The 18,082-nt window shown below is 62.0% G+C and carries 16 protein-coding genes; 2 read left to right on the forward strand and 14 right to left on the reverse strand.

Translation table 11 applies throughout. The annotated features are described in order from the left end of the window. Positions 1 to 4: 4 nt before the first annotated feature. From hflC to mutL, 6 genes are all read right to left on the reverse strand, one after another. Positions 5 to 886, reverse strand: coding sequence for a protease modulator HflC (gene hflC, locus SSPSH_RS09655; RefSeq protein WP_006914313.1), 882 nt, complete (start codon positions 884 to 886; stop codon positions 5 to 7). After that, a complete protein-coding gene (gene hflK / locus SSPSH_RS09660; RefSeq protein WP_006914312.1) occupies positions 883 to 2,253 on the reverse strand; it encodes a protease modulator HflK in 1,371 nt (456 codons plus the stop codon). Before hflK ends, hflC begins: the two co-directional genes overlap by 4 nt. A 336-nt stretch (positions 2,254 to 2,589) precedes the next feature. After that, the gene (hflX, locus tag SSPSH_RS09665) at positions 2,590 to 3,933 is read right to left on the reverse strand and encodes a ribosome rescue GTPase HflX (protein WP_006914311.1); all 1,344 of its coding nucleotides are present in this window, start codon (positions 3,931 to 3,933) and stop codon (positions 2,590 to 2,592) included. A gap of 23 nt (positions 3,934 to 3,956) precedes the next feature. Continuing rightward, on the reverse strand, positions 3,957 to 4,226 hold the full coding sequence (gene hfq / locus SSPSH_RS09670; protein WP_006914310.1) for an RNA chaperone Hfq: 270 nt from the start codon (positions 4,224 to 4,226) through the stop codon (positions 3,957 to 3,959). Between the two features lie 48 nt (positions 4,227 to 4,274). Beyond that, the gene (gene miaA / locus SSPSH_RS09675; RefSeq protein WP_006914309.1) at positions 4,275 to 5,243 is read right to left on the reverse strand and encodes a tRNA (adenosine(37)-N6)-dimethylallyltransferase MiaA; all 969 of its coding nucleotides are present in this window, start codon (positions 5,241 to 5,243) and stop codon (positions 4,275 to 4,277) included. Between the two features lie 2 nt (positions 5,244 to 5,245). Further along, complete coding sequence (mutL, locus tag SSPSH_RS09680; RefSeq protein WP_006914308.1) at positions 5,246 to 7,075, reverse strand: DNA mismatch repair endonuclease MutL; 1,830 nt, start codon at positions 7,073 to 7,075, stop codon at positions 5,246 to 5,248. Between the two features lie 197 nt (positions 7,076 to 7,272). On the opposite strand from mutL, the gene SSPSH_RS09685 reads away from it, so the two are divergent. Together SSPSH_RS09685 and SSPSH_RS09690 are read left to right on the forward strand one after the other, a co-directional pair. Next, on the forward strand, positions 7,273 to 7,722 hold the full coding sequence (locus SSPSH_RS09685; RefSeq protein WP_021031649.1) for a Fur family transcriptional regulator: 450 nt from the start codon (positions 7,273 to 7,275) through the stop codon (positions 7,720 to 7,722). 62 nt (positions 7,723 to 7,784) lie between these two features. Beyond that, on the forward strand, positions 7,785 to 9,251 hold the full coding sequence (locus tag SSPSH_RS09690; protein WP_021031650.1) for a catalase: 1,467 nt from the start codon (positions 7,785 to 7,787) through the stop codon (positions 9,249 to 9,251). A gap of 112 nt (positions 9,252 to 9,363) precedes the next feature. On the opposite strand, the gene SSPSH_RS09695 is transcribed toward SSPSH_RS09690, so the two are convergent. The 8 genes from SSPSH_RS09695 to panC all read right to left on the reverse strand — a co-directional run bounded on the left by SSPSH_RS09695 (position 9,364) and on the right by panC (position 18,076). Next, positions 9,364 to 10,467, reverse strand: a complete 1,104-nt coding sequence (locus SSPSH_RS09695) for an NAD(P)/FAD-dependent oxidoreductase (protein ID WP_006914305.1) — start codon at positions 10,465 to 10,467, stop codon at positions 9,364 to 9,366. Then, positions 10,464 to 11,288 (reverse strand): sulfite exporter TauE/SafE family protein, encoded by an 825-nt coding sequence (locus tag SSPSH_RS09700; protein WP_006914304.1) that lies wholly within the window; start codon positions 11,286 to 11,288, stop codon positions 10,464 to 10,466. The genes SSPSH_RS09695 and SSPSH_RS09700 overlap by 4 nt, the downstream gene beginning before the upstream one ends. Positions 11,289 to 11,510: 222 nt before the next feature. Further along, positions 11,511 to 12,950 (reverse strand): N-acetylmuramoyl-L-alanine amidase, encoded by a 1,440-nt coding sequence (locus SSPSH_RS09705; RefSeq protein ID WP_040607909.1) that lies wholly within the window; start codon positions 12,948 to 12,950, stop codon positions 11,511 to 11,513. Positions 12,951 to 13,107: 157 nt separating this feature from the next. Continuing rightward, positions 13,108 to 13,566: a tRNA (adenosine(37)-N6)-threonylcarbamoyltransferase complex ATPase subunit type 1 TsaE gene (gene tsaE / locus SSPSH_RS09710; protein WP_006914302.1), complete on the reverse strand. Its 459-nt coding sequence runs from the start codon at positions 13,564 to 13,566 to the stop codon at positions 13,108 to 13,110. After that, complete coding sequence (locus SSPSH_RS09715) at positions 13,563 to 15,068, reverse strand: bifunctional ADP-dependent NAD(P)H-hydrate dehydratase/NAD(P)H-hydrate epimerase (RefSeq protein ID WP_006914301.1); 1,506 nt, start codon at positions 15,066 to 15,068, stop codon at positions 13,563 to 13,565. The genes tsaE and SSPSH_RS09715 overlap by 4 nt, the downstream gene beginning before the upstream one ends. Before the next feature lie 55 nt (positions 15,069 to 15,123). Then, the gene (gene pgi / locus SSPSH_RS09720) at positions 15,124 to 16,749 is read right to left on the reverse strand and encodes a glucose-6-phosphate isomerase (RefSeq protein WP_006914300.1); all 1,626 of its coding nucleotides are present in this window, start codon (positions 16,747 to 16,749) and stop codon (positions 15,124 to 15,126) included. 31 nt (positions 16,750 to 16,780) lie between these two features. Continuing rightward, on the reverse strand, positions 16,781 to 17,161 hold the full coding sequence (gene panD / locus SSPSH_RS09725; protein ID WP_006914299.1) for an aspartate 1-decarboxylase: 381 nt from the start codon (positions 17,159 to 17,161) through the stop codon (positions 16,781 to 16,783). Positions 17,162 to 17,230: 69 nt separating this feature from the next. After that, positions 17,231 to 18,076, reverse strand: a complete 846-nt coding sequence (panC, locus tag SSPSH_RS09730) for a pantoate--beta-alanine ligase (protein ID WP_006914298.1) — start codon at positions 18,074 to 18,076, stop codon at positions 17,231 to 17,233. Between the last annotated feature and the right edge of the window lie 6 nt (positions 18,077 to 18,082).

An 18,082-nucleotide genomic window follows, 5' to 3' on the forward strand; every position in this document is an offset into this window, starting at 1 on the left:
GCGGCTACGGGCTCGAAGCGGCGTTCGACGCGCTCGGGTTGAAGTAGCGGAACAGCTGGCCGTCCGGACGCAATAGCATCAGATCGTCGCTGCCCAACGCATCACGATAGAGCTGCAGACTCCGATAGAAGCTGTAGAACGTCGGATTCGCCTGATACGCATTGGCATAGAGTTCTGCGGCACGTGCATCGCCCTCACCACGAATCACCTGACCCTGGCTGTAGGCATCGGCCAGGATGATCGTGCGTTCGCGCTCGGCGTCCGAACGAATCTCCTGGGCCGCCGCGTCACCCTGGGCGCGTAATGTACGAATGACTTCCTGACGCTCCGAGCGCATACGCTCGTAAACGGACTCGCTGACTTCTTCCGGCAGATCGAGACGCATGATGCGTACATCCTCGATCTCGACGCCGAGTTCCTTGGCGTCCTGATTGGCCTGAACCTGGACCGCCGCGACGATTTCGTTGCGATCGTCGCCCACCGCCTGACGAATCGTGCGCTTGGAGAATTCAGCCAGCAGATCGTTCTCGACGATTTCAGTCAGCAGGTCGCGCGTGCGCTGCTCCTGACCCTGCGTCGACAGATAATAGTCGACGGTATCGTTGATCCGCCACTTCACATAGAAGTCGACCGCGAGGTTCTTGTTCTCCGAGGTCAGCACGCGCTCGATCTCCTCGGTGAACGTCATGACACGACGATCGAAGGAATGCACGGTCTGAATGAACGGAATCTTGAAATGCAGTCCCGGCTCGTAGTTCTGGCCAACGATCTCACCCAGCTCGACCACCACGACGCGCTCACGCTCGTCGACGATGAAGGCAGAGTCGAGCGCGGTATAGCCGATGATGAGAACGACGATGATCGCGAAAATATGCTTGGGGCTCATGAGTTGCGGTCCCGGCTGCGAAGACTGTCGGACGAACGGCTGGTGGACGACGGTCTGTTGTCGTTCGAACCGCTGTCGGCCGTGCCGGCGCTATTGCCGCTGTCACTACCCTGGCTGCCGTTCATGCCATCGTTGGCCGCATTCTCGACCTGTTTATTACGACGCGAATCGTTGAGCATCTTTTCCAGCGGCAGATACATCATCGGCCCATTGCCGCCCTGCTCCGCCAGAATCAGGTTGGCGTTGGACAACACGTCGCCCATCGTTTCGAGATACAGGCGTTCGCGGGTCACGTCCGGCGCCTTCTCGTACTGTGCGAGCAGATCGGTGAAACGCTGCGCTTCACCCTTGGCGCGTGCTGTCTTCTGCTCGCGATAACCGCGAGCATCCAGCATGATCCGAGCCTTCTCACCCTGGGCGCGGGCCACGATGTCACGTGCGTAGGCGCGCGCGATATTTTTCTTGCGCTCTTCTTCCTCTCGTGCCTTGATCGCTTCTTCGAACGCGCCCTGAACCTGCTCGGGCGGCTGCGAGTACTGCACGTTGATCGCTACGACATCGACACCCGCATCGTAGCTCGACAACGTGCTCTGCACGATCTTGCGTACGTTCTCGGGCAGCGCGGCACGCGAACGATCGGTGATCTCGGGATAGCTTTCCTGCTGCGCCTTGATCTCGTCGACCAGCTTGTCGTCGACACCCTGCAACGCGTCCTTTTCGGCTGGCTGACCGGAGCCTTCCTTGAGATCGACGTTCTGCAACGCACGATCCTCGAGCTCCTCGACCTGTACGCCTTCCTGGATCACCTGATTCATGCGACTGGTGCCCACGATTTCACGCACCGCGGAACGCAGCACCTGCTCGACCGTCGCATCCGGTTCGCGCAGCTGAAACAAGTAGTTCATCGCATCCGAGATGCGATATTGCACGGCCACTTCGACCTCGACGATGTTCTCGTCCTTGGTCAGCATGACCGCGCGGTTCTTGGCGCGACGCACCTGCTGCGTATCGACCTTGTAAACGCGGTCGACCGGGTACGGGATACGCCAGTGCCAGCCCGGGCCCTGGGTCTGGGTATAGTCGCCAAACCGCAGGACAACGCCTTTTTCGCCCGGCTGCACGACATACAGACCGGTCGCAAGCCAGATCACCAGGGCGATCGGGATAATGAACAACAAGATCGCCGGGCTCGGACCACCCGCGCCGCCGCTGCCACCGCTTTCGGGGCCGCCACTGCCGCCCTTGTTACCGGACATGCGCGCACGGAACTTGCGCCAGATCTGGTCCAGATCGGGCGGGCCGCTGCCGTTGTTCTTGTTGCCACCACCCCAGGGGTCCTGACCCTTGCCGGGCTCATTCCAGGCCATATCAGCAAGCTCCGGTTTCAGTCGTGTACAGATCGCAATTGCGCGCTACGTCGGCACGCCCGGCGAGGGCCTGGCGCGCTGGCGCTGAAATTGCCTGGGCCGCCCGTCGGGGCGATCGCGTTATCGATCGTTCATTTGCCATGAGCAAATCTGTTATTTCCTCTACATTGCCAGGCGCACACAGACCGCGGCGTGACCACACGCGACTGGAACGGGGGTTTAAACGCCGACGTCGGGCGAAAGCGCGATTCTATCGACCCCCCGTACCCCTGTCGAACGCCTGTGGCGCATACATCGAAGGCGTTCAAGTCCGCGCCCCTTGAACTGTCGTAACTCCTACGCAGACGTGGGCATTGAAGATGCCGGGCCTGACGAGGCCATACGCGCCGCGCGGCGCTCGACGAGCACGTCTTCGAAAACCAGCCCTGCCTGGGCCACAATACGCTCCAGATCGCTTTGCGATGCGGTCACCGTGAGTCGGCTCGCGCCGTCGTCATCGTAGCTTTCGTCATCCACGACACCCAGCTCGAACAACGCCGAGCGCAAACGCCCGGCCGCCGCTGGCACCTTGAGCACACCCGCGATCATATCGGGGTTGCAGAAATCAGCCAGCACCGCGCGCAGATCGTCCACGCCTTCGCCACTCGCCGCCGACAACCACACACGTAGCGGCCTGCCATGGGCATCTGTTTCTATACGTGCGGATTCGTCCTCGATGAGATCGACCTTGTTGAAGACCTCGATCTGGGGCACCTCGCCGGCGCCGATCTCGTCCAACACGTTATTGACTTCGCGTGCGTGCGCGCGGCGCTCGACATCCGCCGCATCGATAACGTGCAGCAGAACATCGGCCTCCCGAGTTTCCTCGAGCGTCGCCTTGAACGCGGCGACCAGTTCATGTGGCAGATCGCGAATGAACCCCACGGTGTCGGCCACGATCAACGGCTCACCCACCGGAACGTCCATACGCCGTAGCGTGGGATCGAGCGTGGCGAACAGCTGGTCGGCCGCGTAGATATCTTCGCCGGTCAACCGATTGAACAACGTCGACTTGCCGGCGTTGGTATAGCCCACCAGTGACACGATCGGTGTGCGGGCACGCCTTCGCGCAGAACGCCCCTGTTCCCGCCGTGCGCTGACCTTCTCGAGACGCTGGCGCAGCATCTTGATGCGCTCATTGAGCAGACGTCGATCGGTCTCGAGCTGGGTTTCACCCGGGCCGCGCAAACCGATACCGCCCTTCTGGCGCTCCAGATGCGACCAGCCGCGCACCAAACGTGTCGCCAGGTGCTGAAGCTGGGCCAGCTCGACCTGCAGCTTGCCCTCGTGCGAGCGCGCTCGGGAGGCGAAGATATCGAGAATCAGACCGGCCCGATCCAGCACGCGCGCGTTCAGTCGCTTTTCGAGATTGCGCTCCTGGCTCGGCGAGAGATCGTGATTGAAGACCACGAGTTCGGCGCTGTGTTCGACGACAAGCTCGGCGATCTCGTCGACCTTGCCGCCACCCACGAAATAACGCGGGTCGGGCGTACGTCGACTGCCGCCAACATGCGCAAGCACCTCGCCGCCGGCCGATGTCACGAGTTCATGAAACTCGCGATCGGCCTCGTCGTATTCGTCGAGGCCGAACGCGAGATGCACGATCACGGCCGCCTGTCCGGTGGGCGGTCGCTCAAACATGCCGACTACTCATGCGGGCTGTATCAGGAATTGCCGTCGACCTCGTTATCCTGGGTGTCGTGGCCCATTTCCTCGTGCATTTCCGAGCGCACGTTGCGCGACGGCACGATGGTAGAAATGGCGTGTTTATAGACCATCTGATTGACTGCGTTGCGCAGCAGCACCACGAATTGATCGAACGATTCGATCTGACCCTGGAGCTTGATGCCGTTGACCAGATAAATGGAAACCGGCACGCGCTCCTTGCGCAAGGCATTGAGGAATGGTTCTTGTAGTGTTTGGCCTTTTGCCATGGATTCAGACTCCGAAAAAAGCAAGGTTATAAAATTCGTATCGTTCGATTATATCACGGGGTCAGCGGCCAGACCTGCTGCCCTTATATGGCTTAGCGCCTGATTTGAAATGTTTTTTTCTTCGCTACCCAGCCACGTGACATCGTCCAGAGAGCGCAGCCAGGTCAGTTGCCGCTTGGCCAGCTGGCGCGATGCGAACACAGCCCGCTCGATTCCGTGTTCGAGTGTCATCTCGCCATCCATCACCTGCCAGAGCTGGCGATAACCGACCGCCCGCATGGACGGCAATTCGAGGCTTAGATCGGGCCGCGCATGCAGCTTTTCAACCTCGGCGTACAACCCCTGTGCCAACATCGACTCGAAGCGTTGCGCAATACGCTCGTGCAACGTCTCACGCCGACGCGGCGACACCGCGATCTTGCAGATAGACCACGGTAGCACCGCAGCGTTCCGGCGCACGTTGTCGCGGGCATGCAATACGCTTGGCGCGATGCCGGTGAGCTCATGAATCTCGAGCGCGCGCTGTATGCGTTGGGCATCGTTACGGTGAATGCGCTGCGCGGTTTCCGGGTCGATCCCCTGCAAGCGTTGATGCAGAGCGTGCCACCCCTCGCGCTCGGCCTCCGCGGTGAGGCGTGCGCGCAGCGCGTCGTTACGCGAAGGCATTTCGCTAAGCCCATGCTCGAGCGCGCGAAAATACAGCGAGGTACCACCGGTCAGTAACGGCAAGCGCCCCGCCGCATGAATACGCTCGACCTCGGCGAGCGCATCGGCGCGAAAATCCGCTGCCGAGTAAGGCTCGGCAGGATCGCGAATATCGATCAGCGCGTGCGGTGCGCGTGCCAACGTTTCGGCATCGGGCTTGGCGGTACCGATATCCATGCCGCGATAGACCATCGCCGAATCCACCGACACGATTTCGGCATTGAGACGCTCGACCAGATCGACGGCCAGCCCGGTCTTGCCCGACGCGGTCGGGCCCAGCAGAAAGACAACACCGGGTTGCTGTGTGGCCATGCTTACTTGCCACGCATGAATAATCGATCGAGGCCGGCCATATCGACCTGCACCCAACTCGGCCTGCCGTGATTGCAGTGCCCAGCGCGATCGGTGTGTTCCATATCGCGCAACAGCGCATTCATTTCGGTGAGCGTAAGCCGGCGCCCGGCCTTCACGGCCGCCTTGCACCCCATATCGGCCAGCACGTCATCGATCCGATCGCGTACCCCCTGCGGCCCGCGCAACCCCTCACCGAGCTCGCCCACCATGTCGTAGGCAAGCGCGACGTAATCTTCATTGGCCAGCAGTGCCGGCACCGCACGCAGATGCCCGCTCTTGGGCCCCGCCCGGGTGATTTCCAGACCGACGGCGGCCAGCGCTTCGGCATGAGTCTCTACTGCCGCGGCCTCTTGTTCGGAAAGCGACAGTGTTTCGGGCACCAGCAGATGCTTGGACTGAATCTGGCCGGCCGAATACTCCTGCTTGAGGCGCTCGTAGAGCACGCGCTCATGTGCTGCATGCATATCGACAAGCACGAGACCTTCCTTGTTCTGGGCAAGAATATAAATATCGTGCAGCTGGGCGAGCGCATAGCCCAACGCCGGCACGTCGTCGCCCTGTTCGACCGCGGCAACGTCGGCAACAGCGCTTGCCGGCGCCGAAGCCGCAGCCGGCATGGCCGGCATCTGAAATTCATAGGCGGCGCGGGTCTGGGCAATGCCGGCAAAGGCGCTCGTTTGCGCTTGCGTATCGAACGCGTGCTGGACTGGAGCACGCGAGGCCGCGGCGCTTTGATCGGCCGCGGGGGCCGCCGCGGTGATGACCGGCAGCTCGACCTCCCGTGCGGCATGCGGCTTGGCCTCCACCGCGGCGAGCGCCCGGCCGACGCTCCGAAAGACAAAATCGTGTACGAGTCGGGATTCGCGAAAACGCACCTCGGCCTTGGCCGGATGGGCATTCACGTCCACCTGCCGGGCATCGAGGGTCAGATAGAGCACATACGCCGGGTGACGCTGGTTATGCAGCAGATCGCGATAGGCCAGCCGAACACCGTGATTGAACACCTTGTCGCGGATCGGCCGATGGTTCACATAGCTATATTGACGATCCGCCTGCCCGCGCGAAAATCCCGGCGTAGCAATCCAGCCCGACAGGCGCATACCAGCGGCCTGTTCATCGACAGCGACCGCATGGTCACCGAATGCGCCGCCGATCAGCTTGTCTACGCGTTGCTGCATTGCGTCGGGGCCGTGAGCGGGCGCGATACGCGCTACTTCGGTGCCGTCATGGTGGAGTACAAAACCGATATCGAAACGCGACAAGGCAAGCTGGTTGAATGCTTTGCGGATATGCGCGAACTCTGTCGCCGGCGCGCGCAGAAACTTGCGACGTGCCGGAATACGAGCAAACAATTCCCGCACCTCGACCCGCGTACCGCGATCAAGCGCGGCCGGCCGCGGCTCGGCACTCGTCGCCGGCGTAATCGCATAAGCCCGATCGGCATCTACTGCCCGCGAAGTCAGCGTCAGTTGTGACACCGACGCGATGCTGGCGAGCGCTTCGCCGCGAAACCCCAGGCTGGCCACCGATTCGAGCGCATCGAGGCTATCGATCTTGCTGGTGGCATGGCGTGCCACGGCGAGCCCAAGATCGTCGCGTGCAATCCCGTTGCCATCATCGGCGACCACTATGCGGCGCAGACCGCCGTGCTCGATGGTCACATGAATCCAGCCTGCGCCCGCATCGAGGCTGTTTTCCATCAGCTCCTTGACGATCGACGCAGGGCGTTCGACCACCTCGCCGGCGGCGATCTGGCTGATCAACTGGTCATCGAGTCTGCGAATCGGCATGGCGCGGGGTCGCGGGCGGTCGGCGTCAAAGCACGTTAGTTTCAGCCAACTGCGCTTGGTTCGCAAAGATTGCCACCGAGGCACAGCTTGCATGCGCCGTCCCGCGACGGCCGCAACGGCGCACGCCGGGGTCGCGCCAAACTGTAACCAGTCGTTAACTTGACTCATTCAAGTTAATCGCCGATTATTGCGTCGCCATGAGTCGAGAAGTGACACCCATCGTCCAACAACTGCGTGCCCGCGGCATGCGCGTGACGGCTGCGCGTTCGGCGGTACTCGAATGGCTTGCTGACTATCCGCATGCCACCGTCGAGCAAGTCCACGAGGGCGTAAGCCAGCGTATCGGGTCGCTTTCGAAGCAGGCGGTCTACGACGTACTCAACGCCTTTATCGACGCCGATCTCGTGCAACAGATCAAACCGGCCGGCCACCCGGCCCGCTTCGAGCGCCGCACTGGCGACAATCACCATCACCTGGTGTGTCGCAGCTGCGGTCGTATCGAGGACGTCGACTGTTCGATCGGCGCCAAGCCTTGCCTGACCCCCAACCATGACCACGGCTTCGACATCGACGAGGCTGAAGTCATGTACTGGGGCGTGTGCAAGGCATGCCAGACGGCACCCGTAACGTCGGACGACGATCACTGAACGACCAACTAGAAGGAATTGCGGCGTTCGCGTCGCATGCACACCACCTGGAGGGTAGAACCTTGACAGACGAAATCAACAAAACGCATACCACCGCCGGCGGCGAGCCGTATCCAAGCGACGAGCATTCGCTGACCGTCGGCAACGACGGCCCGATCGTGATGCACGATCACTTTCTCATGGAGCAGATGGCAGCCTTCAACCGGGAAATGATCCCGGATCGGCAGCCCCATGCGAAGGGCGGCGGCGCTTTCGGTCAGTTCGAAGTCACCGAAGACGTCAGCAAGTACACGAAAGCCAGTTTCCTGCAGAAAGGCGCGACGACCCCCATGGTCGCTCGTTTTTCGACGGTCGCCGGCGAATCCGGCAGCCCCGACACCTGGCGCGACCCGCGCGGCTTTGCACTGAAGTTCTACACCGAAGAAGGCAACTTCGACATGGTGGGTAACAACACCCCCGTGTTCTTCGTGCGCGACCCGATGAAGTTCCAGCACTTCATCCATTCGCAGAAGCGCCGTGCCGACAACGGCCTTCGCGACCACGACATGCAGTGGGACTTCTGGACCCAGTCGCCCGAATCCGCGCACCAGGTCACCTGGCTGATGGGTGATCGCGGCGTGCCCGCCACCTGGCGCCACATGAACGGCTACTCCAGCCATACCTATATGTGGGTCAACGCCGAAGGCGAGCGTTTCTGGGTGAAGTACCACTTCAAGACCGATCAGGGCATCAAGTGCCTGACCCAGGAACAGGCCGACCAGATGGCCGGTAACGATGCCGACTATCATCGTCGCGATCTGTTCGAGGCCATCGAACGTGGTGAGTACCCGACCTGGACCCTGCAGGTTCAGATCATGCCCTACGAAGACGCCAAGACCTATCGCATCAACCCGTTCGACCTGACCAAGGTCTGGCCGCACGAGGATTATCCGCTGCATACGGTGGGTCGCATGAAGCTCGACCGCAACCCGACCGATTTCCATACCGAAATCGAACAGGCCGCATTCGAGCCCAACAACATGGTGCCCGGCACCGGCGTATCGCCCGACAAGATGCTGCTGGCACGTACCATCTCCTACGCCGACGCCCACCGGGCCCGCCTGGGCGTGAACTACAAGCAGATCCCGGTCAACGAGCCGAGATCGCCGGTGAACAGCTATACCAAGGGCGGCGCCATGCGTATGCGCAACGCTACCGACCCGGTATACGCGCCCAACACCAAGGGCGGCGCCCATGCCAACCCGAACGCCTACCCGGCGAATAACGTCTGGGAAGCCGACGGCGCCATGGTTCGGGCGGCCTACACGCTGCGCAAGGACGACGGCGACTTCAATCAGGCCAACGATCTCGTCAACAAGGTGATGAACGACGAAGAACGCGAGCGCCTGGTACACAACGCTGCCGGCCATCTCTCCGACGGCGTCGGTGAAGACGTACTACAGCGTGCGTTCGAGTACTGGCGCAACGTCGATGCCAACATCGGCGAGCGCATCGAGAAGGCAGTTCGGGAAAACCTGAAGTCGGCCTGATCGACCCGTCGTAGCAACGACGGCAACGATCAAGGCGGCGCATCGTTTGATGCGCCGCCTTTTTTATGTCCGCCAGCTACCGTACTGCGAACCGACCCGCCGACCCTTGCCGTCAGCGCTCGGGCGCGTAACGCTCGACCAAAGCCAGCCACTTCGCATGCGAACGCGATTGGCGCGCTGCCAGTGCGCGGCTTTGCCACCAGAAGCGCCCATACCACGCCGCAGCAGAGCCGCCCAGATCCACCGTCGTCACGCCTAAGCCCGCACTCACACTCTTGAATGGCCGACGCCTCACGCCCGACTCGATATTGTGTGCAAGCACCCGCGCCTGCCTGTTGCTATCGAGATACCGGCCTTCGCTACCCAGCACGCTCGCACACGCGCCCGCCGCATAGATTCGAGAATCCGAAGGCGACTGCAACCGGCGTGTGACATACAGCCCTTCGGCCTGGGCCGGGAGGCGCCCGGCATGCACGAAACGGGCAGCCGACGCGGGGCTTGCAACCACCACGTGATCGGCAGCAAAACGGCGGCCATCGCGACTGCATATGGCGCCATCGACCTTCTCGACAATAGAGGTCTGGGCCACGATCTCTATGCCGCGCGCGGCAAACTGGCGCCGTATCCGGCGCTCGAGTGCGAGTGGTGCGCCTGGCAGCAATCGCATCTGAGGCACAAACCAGCTGATTCGGAGCGATGAAGCCGCTGTATTGCAGGTCAGGCCCGCCACTGCTTCCAGCGCACGCGCGCCGTCGCCCACAACGGCAACACGTCGAAGCGCCCCGCCCCGACTTTCGACAGCCAGGGCATCGGCAAGCTGCAACAGGGCACTGACATCCACCGCCGACCACAAAGCCGGTGGCGCGTGGCTACCGGTGGCGACGGACAATCCCGCTTCCAAGCCGACGTTGAGCGACAACGTATCGAACGACAGCATCTCGCCGCTGGCAAGCCAGAGCCGTCGATGACGGGCGTCCATACCGATTGCACGATCGGCACGATAGTGCACGCCATGCGCTCGACACAGACCGCGCAAAGGCAACTTGAGCGCAGTGCGCGTGAGTTGCCCCGCCAAGACCTGAGTCGTCAAACCGCCGTACCAGAAGCTACCGGGGTCGATCAGCGTGATCTCAAACCCTGCGGCTTTGAGACGTTCTGCATACGACAGTAAGGCGATATGTGCGTGGCCGCCGCCGACCAACACCAGCGGCTTCATGCCGAGGCCGTCGCGCCGCCCATCACCACGACCCAGAGTGCGAATGCGGCCACCACGATCAAAATGCCCAGCAACCGATGCGTCAGCCCAAGCGGCAGCAGATGATGAACGCGCCGGGCGATACCCATACCTGCCGCCGTACCAAGCACATATAAACCGGCGGTATAGCCGGGCACGTTCGATACGAACAAAAACTGCCAACCTGCCGCCAGGGTCGCGATCACCGAGCTGGCCAACGCCAGGGTGCCCACGGCCATATGCGGCTGACCAGGTGAACGACGCTCGAACATACGCCAACCAATCCACGAGCCGGGCGCCGCCACCAGGGCCGTCAATACGCCGCAGCCCGCGCCAGCAAAGAGTACGCGCAGATTGTCCGCCATGCTTCTGTGTACGACGGCCGCGGCATCATCAAAGCTACGCCGCGGCGCATGTAACAACGCAGCCGGCGGCGGCGCAATTCGGTTCGCATAGGCGCGCACGGTAATCAACAGCAGCGGGCCGAATACGATCGAGGCGATCAAGAACAGCGTCGCCAGCACCATATCGGGCAACGAATGCGCCACCGTGCCCAGCATCAACGCCACAGGCAAGGAACCCGCCATCAGCCAGGCGCTCGACTGCACATCACACTGGCGTGCGCGCACGGCGTCCCCGGCAGCGATAGCAGCACAAATCCCCAGTGCAAACAACGCAATCGGTAGAGCGCGATGAAAACTGACGCCTGCGAACAACACGAGCAGGGGCACGGCCAGAAACGCGCCCGCGAACGCGGTCAGGCCATAGGCCAGACCCGCGGCGATGCCCAGTAAAAGAACCACCTGCTGCCTCTCTTTGCCACGCCGGGCGCGGCGTTGATCGAGCGCGGCCGTTCGCCGCGCTGTGTCGCTTTAGTTTAGGGCGTGCCGGCGATCGGCGCGACTGATTCCTGCCGCGAACCGAGGGCGTCCTTGTACGCGCCGCATCGCCCACTCGCTGGCAGCACGGTTTGCGCGCGGGCACGCTGCAAGCCCGGGACGGGACAAAGGCGTCCGCCGGCTGCCTTAACGCAGGTCTGCGACCTGCTGGTTGCCGGGCGCCGGAATCTGCAATTCAGCACCCACTCGGATGGTATTGCCGTTCAGGCTATTCGCGCTGCGCAAGCTCGCCACGCTGACGCCGTAATCCTGCGCGATCTCCGAGAGGGTTTCGCCCGAGCGCACCTTATGAACCTGGCCCTTGGCGATGAACGTCGCCGGCCGGTAGCTGGCGAAGTAACCCTTGATGCCGCGCAGCATGGCACTGGCAAGCTGACGCTGGTAAGCCGCGCTTTTGAGCTTGCGCTCTTCGTCCGGCGTCGAAATGAAAGCCGTTTCGACCAAAAAGGACGGGATATCCGGTGACTTGAGCACCATGAAGCCCGCCTGTTGGACCTTCGACTTGTGTAATGGCCCCAGACCATCCAGTTCGCTCAGCACCCGGCCACCGGCATCCATGCTTGCTTCGATAGAAGCGCTTTGCGACAGGTCGAGCATGAACGAGGCAAGACTGTCGTCCTTATCCTTGAGACTCACGCCGCCAACAAGATCCGAAGCGTTCTCGCGCCGCGCAAGCCACCGTGCGTGCTCGCTGGTCGCGCCGTGGTGTGACAATGCATAAACCGATGCGCCGGTTGCACGCGCACCCCGCGGCGCAGCATCCGCATGGATCGAGATGAACAGATCGGCCTTGGCCTTGCGTGCTTCCACCATGCGCTCACGCAAACCGACGTAATAGTCGCCGTCACGTGTGAGCACGCCGCGCATGTTCGGCTGGTCGTCGACCATGGCTTTCAAGCGCCGTGCGATCTGCAGCACGACGTCTTTTTCGTTGGTGCCGCCACGCCCGTGCGCGCCCGGATCCTTGCCGCCATGCCCAGCGTCGATGACGATCACGATGTCGCGCGACGGGCGTTCCGGCGTTTTTGCCACGCGCGACGGCTTGGCTTGACGGCTCGGCGGCTCGGAAACCTGGGCAAGCGCGTTGGCATTCGCCGCGGCCGTGCCGGCGCCATCGCCGTGACTGCCCTCGGCCGCGTTCGATTCCCGATCTGCAATCACCGTCGGCGGCGCCCCGCCACCTTTGGGCTTGAGATCGACGACCAGGCGATACCCATGGTCGCCATCAGGGTCGAGCATGAAGCTTTTCGGCGTGACCTGGCCACCAAGATCAAGAACGATTCGCAGATCCTTACCATGGCGCACCCCCGTGCGCACACGCTTGACCACGCCGCTGCCATCGATATCGCCGTTGACGCTATTGAGCGCCTGGGCGTTCGGCAGGTCAACCACCAACCGCAATGGGTTGTCGATCATGAACAGATCGGGGTTGGTGGGACCACCCAGATCGAAAACCACGCGCGTTTTGTCGGAAGATGCCCATAACCGAACATCCTGCAAAGTGGCCTGTTTCGCCACGGCGAGTGTACTCAGGCTCACCAGGAGCCCGAAAACAAGCCATTGCATGCTCGCGCGCATAGTTTCGCTGCCTAGACCATCGTGAATAATATTCCCCGATTGCGAGACTAGCGCCGTGCTTTTTTCTGCGCAACTACTTTTTATCAATCAAAACAGCTGATAGGCGCCTTTACCTTCATATCCACTTGAAAGCACGAGCCTATCTCTAGGTGTCAAGCCGCGAGAGAAGCTGCGTGCCCACGGTACTGAGTGCCTGAAACTGCGCACAACGCGCCTCGCCGTCGTACTGCAAGGTGATATCGAGATCCAGCGGCGGCAAAAACCCGGCCCCACGCTCAGCCCATTCGATGAATACCCAGTCCTGGGTCGTATCGACCTCTCGAACACCGAGAAATTCCAGTTCTTCCGGATCGCCCAGACGGTAGAGATCGAGATGAAAAAGCGTGCGTGAAGCGAGTGGATAAGGCTCCACCAGCGTATAGCTGGGCGATACCACCCGGCCCGTATGACCCAACCCGCGCAATGTCGCCCGGGTAAGAGCCGTCTTACCGGCACCCAGTTCACCGGCCAACGACACAACCAAGCCACGATCGAGCCACCGTAACGCCTCAGCCAGGCGCAGACCGAGCGTATCGGTGGCGTCAGCATCAGCCAGTCGGATCATGAACGACCAGGATTGACGAAGCTGCGGATGGCGTCGAATAAATCGGTGGGCAGCATCCCGCGCTGGCCGGCGGCTGCCGCTGCCTGATCGCCAGCGCGTGCGTGAACATAAACACCGAGGCTCGCCGCAGCGGACGTGTCCAGGCCTTGCGCGGCGAGCGCTGCGATCACGCCGGTCAGCAGATCGCCCATGCCCCCCACCGCCATGCCTGGATTGCCATCGGTACACAGCCACAACTCTTCCGGCGTGGCAATCAGACTACCCGCGCCCTTGAGCACCACAGAGCCGCCGTAGCGTTCTCGCAACGTTTGTACCGCCTTCACTCGATCATCAAGAACCTCGGGGGTCGGCCAGTCGAGCAAGCGCCCGGCTTCGCCGGGATGCGGGGTGAGAATCCAGTTGTCGCGTTCGAAGGGCTCGCGCGCGAGCCGGTTCAGCGCATCCGCATCGACCACGAGCGGCTTGTCACAGGCCATGACCTGATGCCAGAGATTTTCGGCCCAGGCGTCGCTGCCCAGGCCCGGCCCGATAGCGATGACGTCGCAGGCTTCAATCAGCGTCGAGATCGACTCCTGTTCGCTCACGCCCAGACACATCAACTCGGGGCGTGCCTGGCTCATGGCGCCCGCATGATCCGCGTGGCATACCACACTCACGAGGCCGGCACCGGAACGCAACGCCGCTTCTGCACTCATGCGGATCGAGCCGCCCATGCCACGGTTGCCACCGATGCAGAGCACGTGGCCATTGTCGCCTTTGTGCTGGTTACGCGAGCGCGGCCGAAGCGCTTTGCGCAAACGTCGATGGGTCAGCCGCCTTGCGACATAGGGTTGCTCGAAATAAAGCGCGTCGGGTGCATCCAACGCGCTGAAGGCAATATCACCGCAATGCGCCGGGCCTTCGCCAGTGAGCATGCCCAGCTTCAGCCCGATAAAGGTCGCGGTGGCATCGGCACGTACTGCATGCGCCCAGACGTGCCCCGTGCTGGCGTCGATACCTGATGCAATATCGATCGCAAACACGCCGATTCCGGCGTCGCCGGCTTCGTTGATGCGCTCGATAGCGGCCGCAAAATCGCCTTCGACATCGCGGTTCAATCCGGTGCCGAGCAGCGCATCGACCACCACATCCGCCTCGATTGTCGCGTTCGAGAAGTTTTCGACCGTGCCGCCCTTATCCATATAGCGCGACAAGGCCTTGGCCGCATCGCCACTATACTGTTCGGTGCCGACGAGGCTGATTGCATGCACCTCCCAGCCGCCCTCGCGGGCAAGATCGGCTACGAGCAATCCATCCGCGCCGTTGTTTCCCGGCCCGCAGAAGACACAGAGCGTGCCCGGCATCGCCCAGATATGCGCAAGCTCTTCATAGGCGGCGCGCGCAGCCCGCTGCATCAGTTCGAAACCGTCGACATCGAATTCTTGGATAAAGCGACGATCAAGAGCAGCCACCTGCTCTGCGCCATAAACAACTTCGGGCAGATATTCGCTGGATTCGGTCATGCTCTCATTCTAGCGTCATCGCCGACATCACGGCGATGGCCTCGGAGGCGGCTTTTCAGTCGTGCTCGTTCCAGGCACGGCGTACTCGATTCATCAAGGCAGCAGTCGAGGCGTCGTGGTCGACCGCATCGACACCGCCGTCCAGCTCGCCCAGCAGCTGACCCGCCATGGTCTTGCCCAGTTCGACGCCCCACTGGTCAAAACTGTTGATATCCCAGAGCACACCCTGAACGAATACCTTGTGTTCATAGGCGGCTAGCAGTGCGCCGAGATGCCGGGCATCGAGCCGATCCATAACAATCGTCGAACTCGGACGATTGCCGTCGAATCGACGCGCAGCCAACAACTGTTCGAGCGCGAAGCCACTCGCCCCTTGCGACGTCAATTCGTCGACAAGCGCCTGATTATCGCGCCCGCACATGAGCGCCTCGGCCTGGGCGATACAGTTCGCCACACGCTGGCGTTCGCGCTCATCGCCCGCCGCATCGGGATTCGACAACGGCAATACGAAATCGACATCCGCGGCAAGTACGCCCTGATGAAGCATCTGGAAGAACGCATGTTGAGCGTTCGTACCGACGCTTCCCCAGACAGTCGGCACCGTTTCGATCCGGCTGGGCTCTCCGCCACGGGTCACCGACTTGCCGTTGCTCTCCATTTCAAGCTGTTGCAGATAGGCCGGCAAGGCAGCCAAACGCTGTGCATAGGGCACGACCACGTGGCTTGGCAGGCCCAGGAAGTTGTTGTTCCAGACACCAACCAGCCCAAGCGTGGCCGGCAGATTCTCTTCCAGCGGGGCCTGGAGGAAATGCTCGTCCATGGCATACGCGCCGGCCAGCAGTTCGTCGAACACCTCCATGCCAAGACCGAGCGCGATCGAGATACCGACCGCCGACCACAACGAAAAACGGCCGCCCACCCAGTCCCAGAAACCGAACATGCGATCGATGCCGAACGCGCTCACGGCTTGCGAATTGGTAGAAACCGCAACGAAATGACTTGCGATATCAGCCTCGGACGCCCCGTTGTCGAGCAGCCACTGGCGGGCGACCTGGGCATTTGCCAACGTCTCCGCCGTAGTGAACGATTTGGACGTTACGACGAACAACGTGCGCTCGGGATCCATGCGCATGAGCGTGTCGTCCAGATCCGCCGGATCGACATTGGCGACGAAATGACAGTGGATGCGCTGGCGAAGCGAGGCCAGCGCATCGCAAACCAGACGCGGCCCGAGATCCGAGCCACCAATACCGATATTGACGACATCACTAATGGGCGCGCCGGTATAACCCGTCCATCGCCCTCGGCGTACGTCGTCCACGAACGCTGCCATTTCGGCACGCACCGTATGCACTTCGTCGTACAACGGCGCGTCGGCCGGCCGACGCAATGCAATATGCCAGGCCGCGCGTCCCTCACTATTATTGATCGGCGCGCCGGAAAACAACGCCTCGCGAGCAGCGTGAAAATGCTGGCTTTCAGCCAGGCGGCTCAACGCTTGCATGACCGCCTGATCGATACGCTGCTTGGAATAATCGAGCGTGATACCCGCCGCTTCGAGCGTAAAACGCTCTGCGCGGCGCGGATCGTGCTCGAACATCGAGTCAACGCGTGCGCGCTGCATCTGAGCGGCGAGCCGGCCCAGCTCTCGCCAGGCCGGCTTCTGACGTATATCGCTCACCAGCTTAGCCGGCACAGAAGCCGGAGACGGCTCAGGCCGCCTGTACCGGAATGGCGTTACGTGTATGCGTGACCTGATTGTTCTCGTCGAGATAGATCAGGCGCGGTTTGTGCGCGCGCGCTTCACCCTCGGGCATGCGCGCATAGGCACAGATGATCAGTCGATCGCCGGGGCTGGCCTTATGTGCCGCTGCGCCGTTGACCGAAATCACCCGTGAGCCGGCTTCCGCGCTGATCGCATAGGTGGAGAAGCGTTCACCGTTGGTGACGTTGTAAATCTCGATCTGCTCATAGGGAAAAATGCCAGCGGCATCGAGCAGATCCGCGCCGATCGCGCAGGAGCCTTCATAATCGAGCTCGGCGTGCGTGGTGCAGGCGCGATGAAGTTTTGCCTTGAGAAGCGTCACTTGCATGACTGATTCCTGTGATCCGAAAACGGGGAAATTCGCCTAAAGACTAACGAAAAACGTCGCGCTCGACCACTAATTCGGTGTGGCCTCGACCGCCATATTGTCGATCAGGCGCGCGCGCCCGAGAAACGCGGCGGCGAGCACGCGAAAGGCGCACATATCGGTACTTGGCGCCATCAGTTCGGGCGACCGGATCTCGAAATAATCGGTTTCCAGCCCGGCCTCGTCCAGCAAGGCCCGACCACGCGCTTCCAGGTCAGCGAAATTCCGGTCACCTTCGAGCAGGCGCATTCTGCAATCTTCGAGTGCGGCCGACAGTGCCGGCGCGCACTGGCGCTCCTCGGCACTGAGATACTGGTTGCGCGACGACAGCGCAAGTCCATCCGCTTCGCGCACGGTCGGCACGCCGACGATCTGAACGGCCATGCAGAGATCGTCGACCAGCCGGCGAATAACGGCCAACTGCTGAAAATCCTTTTCGCCGAAGAAAGCACAATCCGGGCCGACGAGATTCAACAGCTTGGTCACCACCGTGGCCACGCCTTCAAAATGACCCGGCCGGCGGCTGCCGCAGAGCATGTCGGTGATGCCCTCCACCCGCACGGTGGTCGCCGTCGTGCCGCCATGCGGATACATCTGATCCACGCTTGGTGCGAATACGGCATCGGCGCCGGCTTGTTCGAGCGCACGCACATCGGCATCCAGCGTTCGCGGGTAGCTGTCGAGATCCTCGTTCGGCCCGAACTGAAGCGGGTTGACGAAAATACTGACCACCACCCGTTCGCATCGAGCGCGCGCCGCTGCCACCAGGGCAAGATGTCCCGCGTGCAGATTGCCCATTGTCGGCACGAGCCCAAGCGTGCCATCGGCGCTGGCGCGCCATGCGCGCAGATCGTGCGCTGTCTCCAGTCTTTGCATTACAGC

Source organism: Salinisphaera shabanensis E1L3A (assembly GCF_000215955.2).
GTDB classification, from domain to species: domain Bacteria; phylum Pseudomonadota; class Gammaproteobacteria; order Nevskiales; family Salinisphaeraceae; genus Salinisphaera; species Salinisphaera shabanensis.

What these genes read in the sequence shown, in the direction of transcription:
- hflC (WP_006914313.1), bottom strand. Translation starts at nt 886, where the DNA reads ATGAGCCCCAAGCATATTTTCGCGATCATCGTCGTTCTCATCATCGGC.
- hflK (WP_006914312.1), bottom strand. Translation starts at nt 2,253, where the DNA reads ATGGCCTGGAATGAGCCCGGCAAGGGTCAGGACCCCTGGGGTGGTGGC.
- hflX (WP_006914311.1), bottom strand. Translation starts at nt 3,933, where the DNA reads ATGTTTGAGCGACCGCCCACCGGACAGGCGGCCGTGATCGTGCATCTC.
- hfq (WP_006914310.1), bottom strand. Translation starts at nt 4,226, where the DNA reads ATGGCAAAAGGCCAAACACTACAAGAACCATTCCTCAATGCCTTGCGC.
- miaA (WP_006914309.1), bottom strand. Translation starts at nt 5,243, where the DNA reads ATGGCCACACAGCAACCCGGTGTTGTCTTTCTGCTGGGCCCGACCGCG.
- mutL (WP_006914308.1), bottom strand. Translation starts at nt 7,075, where the DNA reads ATGCCGATTCGCAGACTCGATGACCAGTTGATCAGCCAGATCGCCGCC.
- SSPSH_RS09685 (WP_021031649.1), top strand. Translation starts at nt 7,273, where the DNA reads ATGAGTCGAGAAGTGACACCCATCGTCCAACAACTGCGTGCCCGCGGC.
- SSPSH_RS09695 (WP_006914305.1), bottom strand. Translation starts at nt 10,467, where the DNA reads ATGAAGCCGCTGGTGTTGGTCGGCGGCGGCCACGCACATATCGCCTTA.
- SSPSH_RS09705 (WP_040607909.1), bottom strand. Translation starts at nt 12,950, where the DNA reads ATGCAATGGCTTGTTTTCGGGCTCCTGGTGAGCCTGAGTACACTCGCC.
- tsaE (WP_006914302.1), bottom strand. Translation starts at nt 13,566, where the DNA reads ATGATCCGACTGGCTGATGCTGACGCCACCGATACGCTCGGTCTGCGC.
- SSPSH_RS09715 (WP_006914301.1), bottom strand. Translation starts at nt 15,068, where the DNA reads ATGACCGAATCCAGCGAATATCTGCCCGAAGTTGTTTATGGCGCAGAG.
- panD (WP_006914299.1), bottom strand. Translation starts at nt 17,161, where the DNA reads ATGCAAGTGACGCTTCTCAAGGCAAAACTTCATCGCGCCTGCACCACG.
- panC (WP_006914298.1), bottom strand. Translation starts at nt 18,076, where the DNA reads ATGCAAAGACTGGAGACAGCGCACGATCTGCGCGCATGGCGCGCCAGC.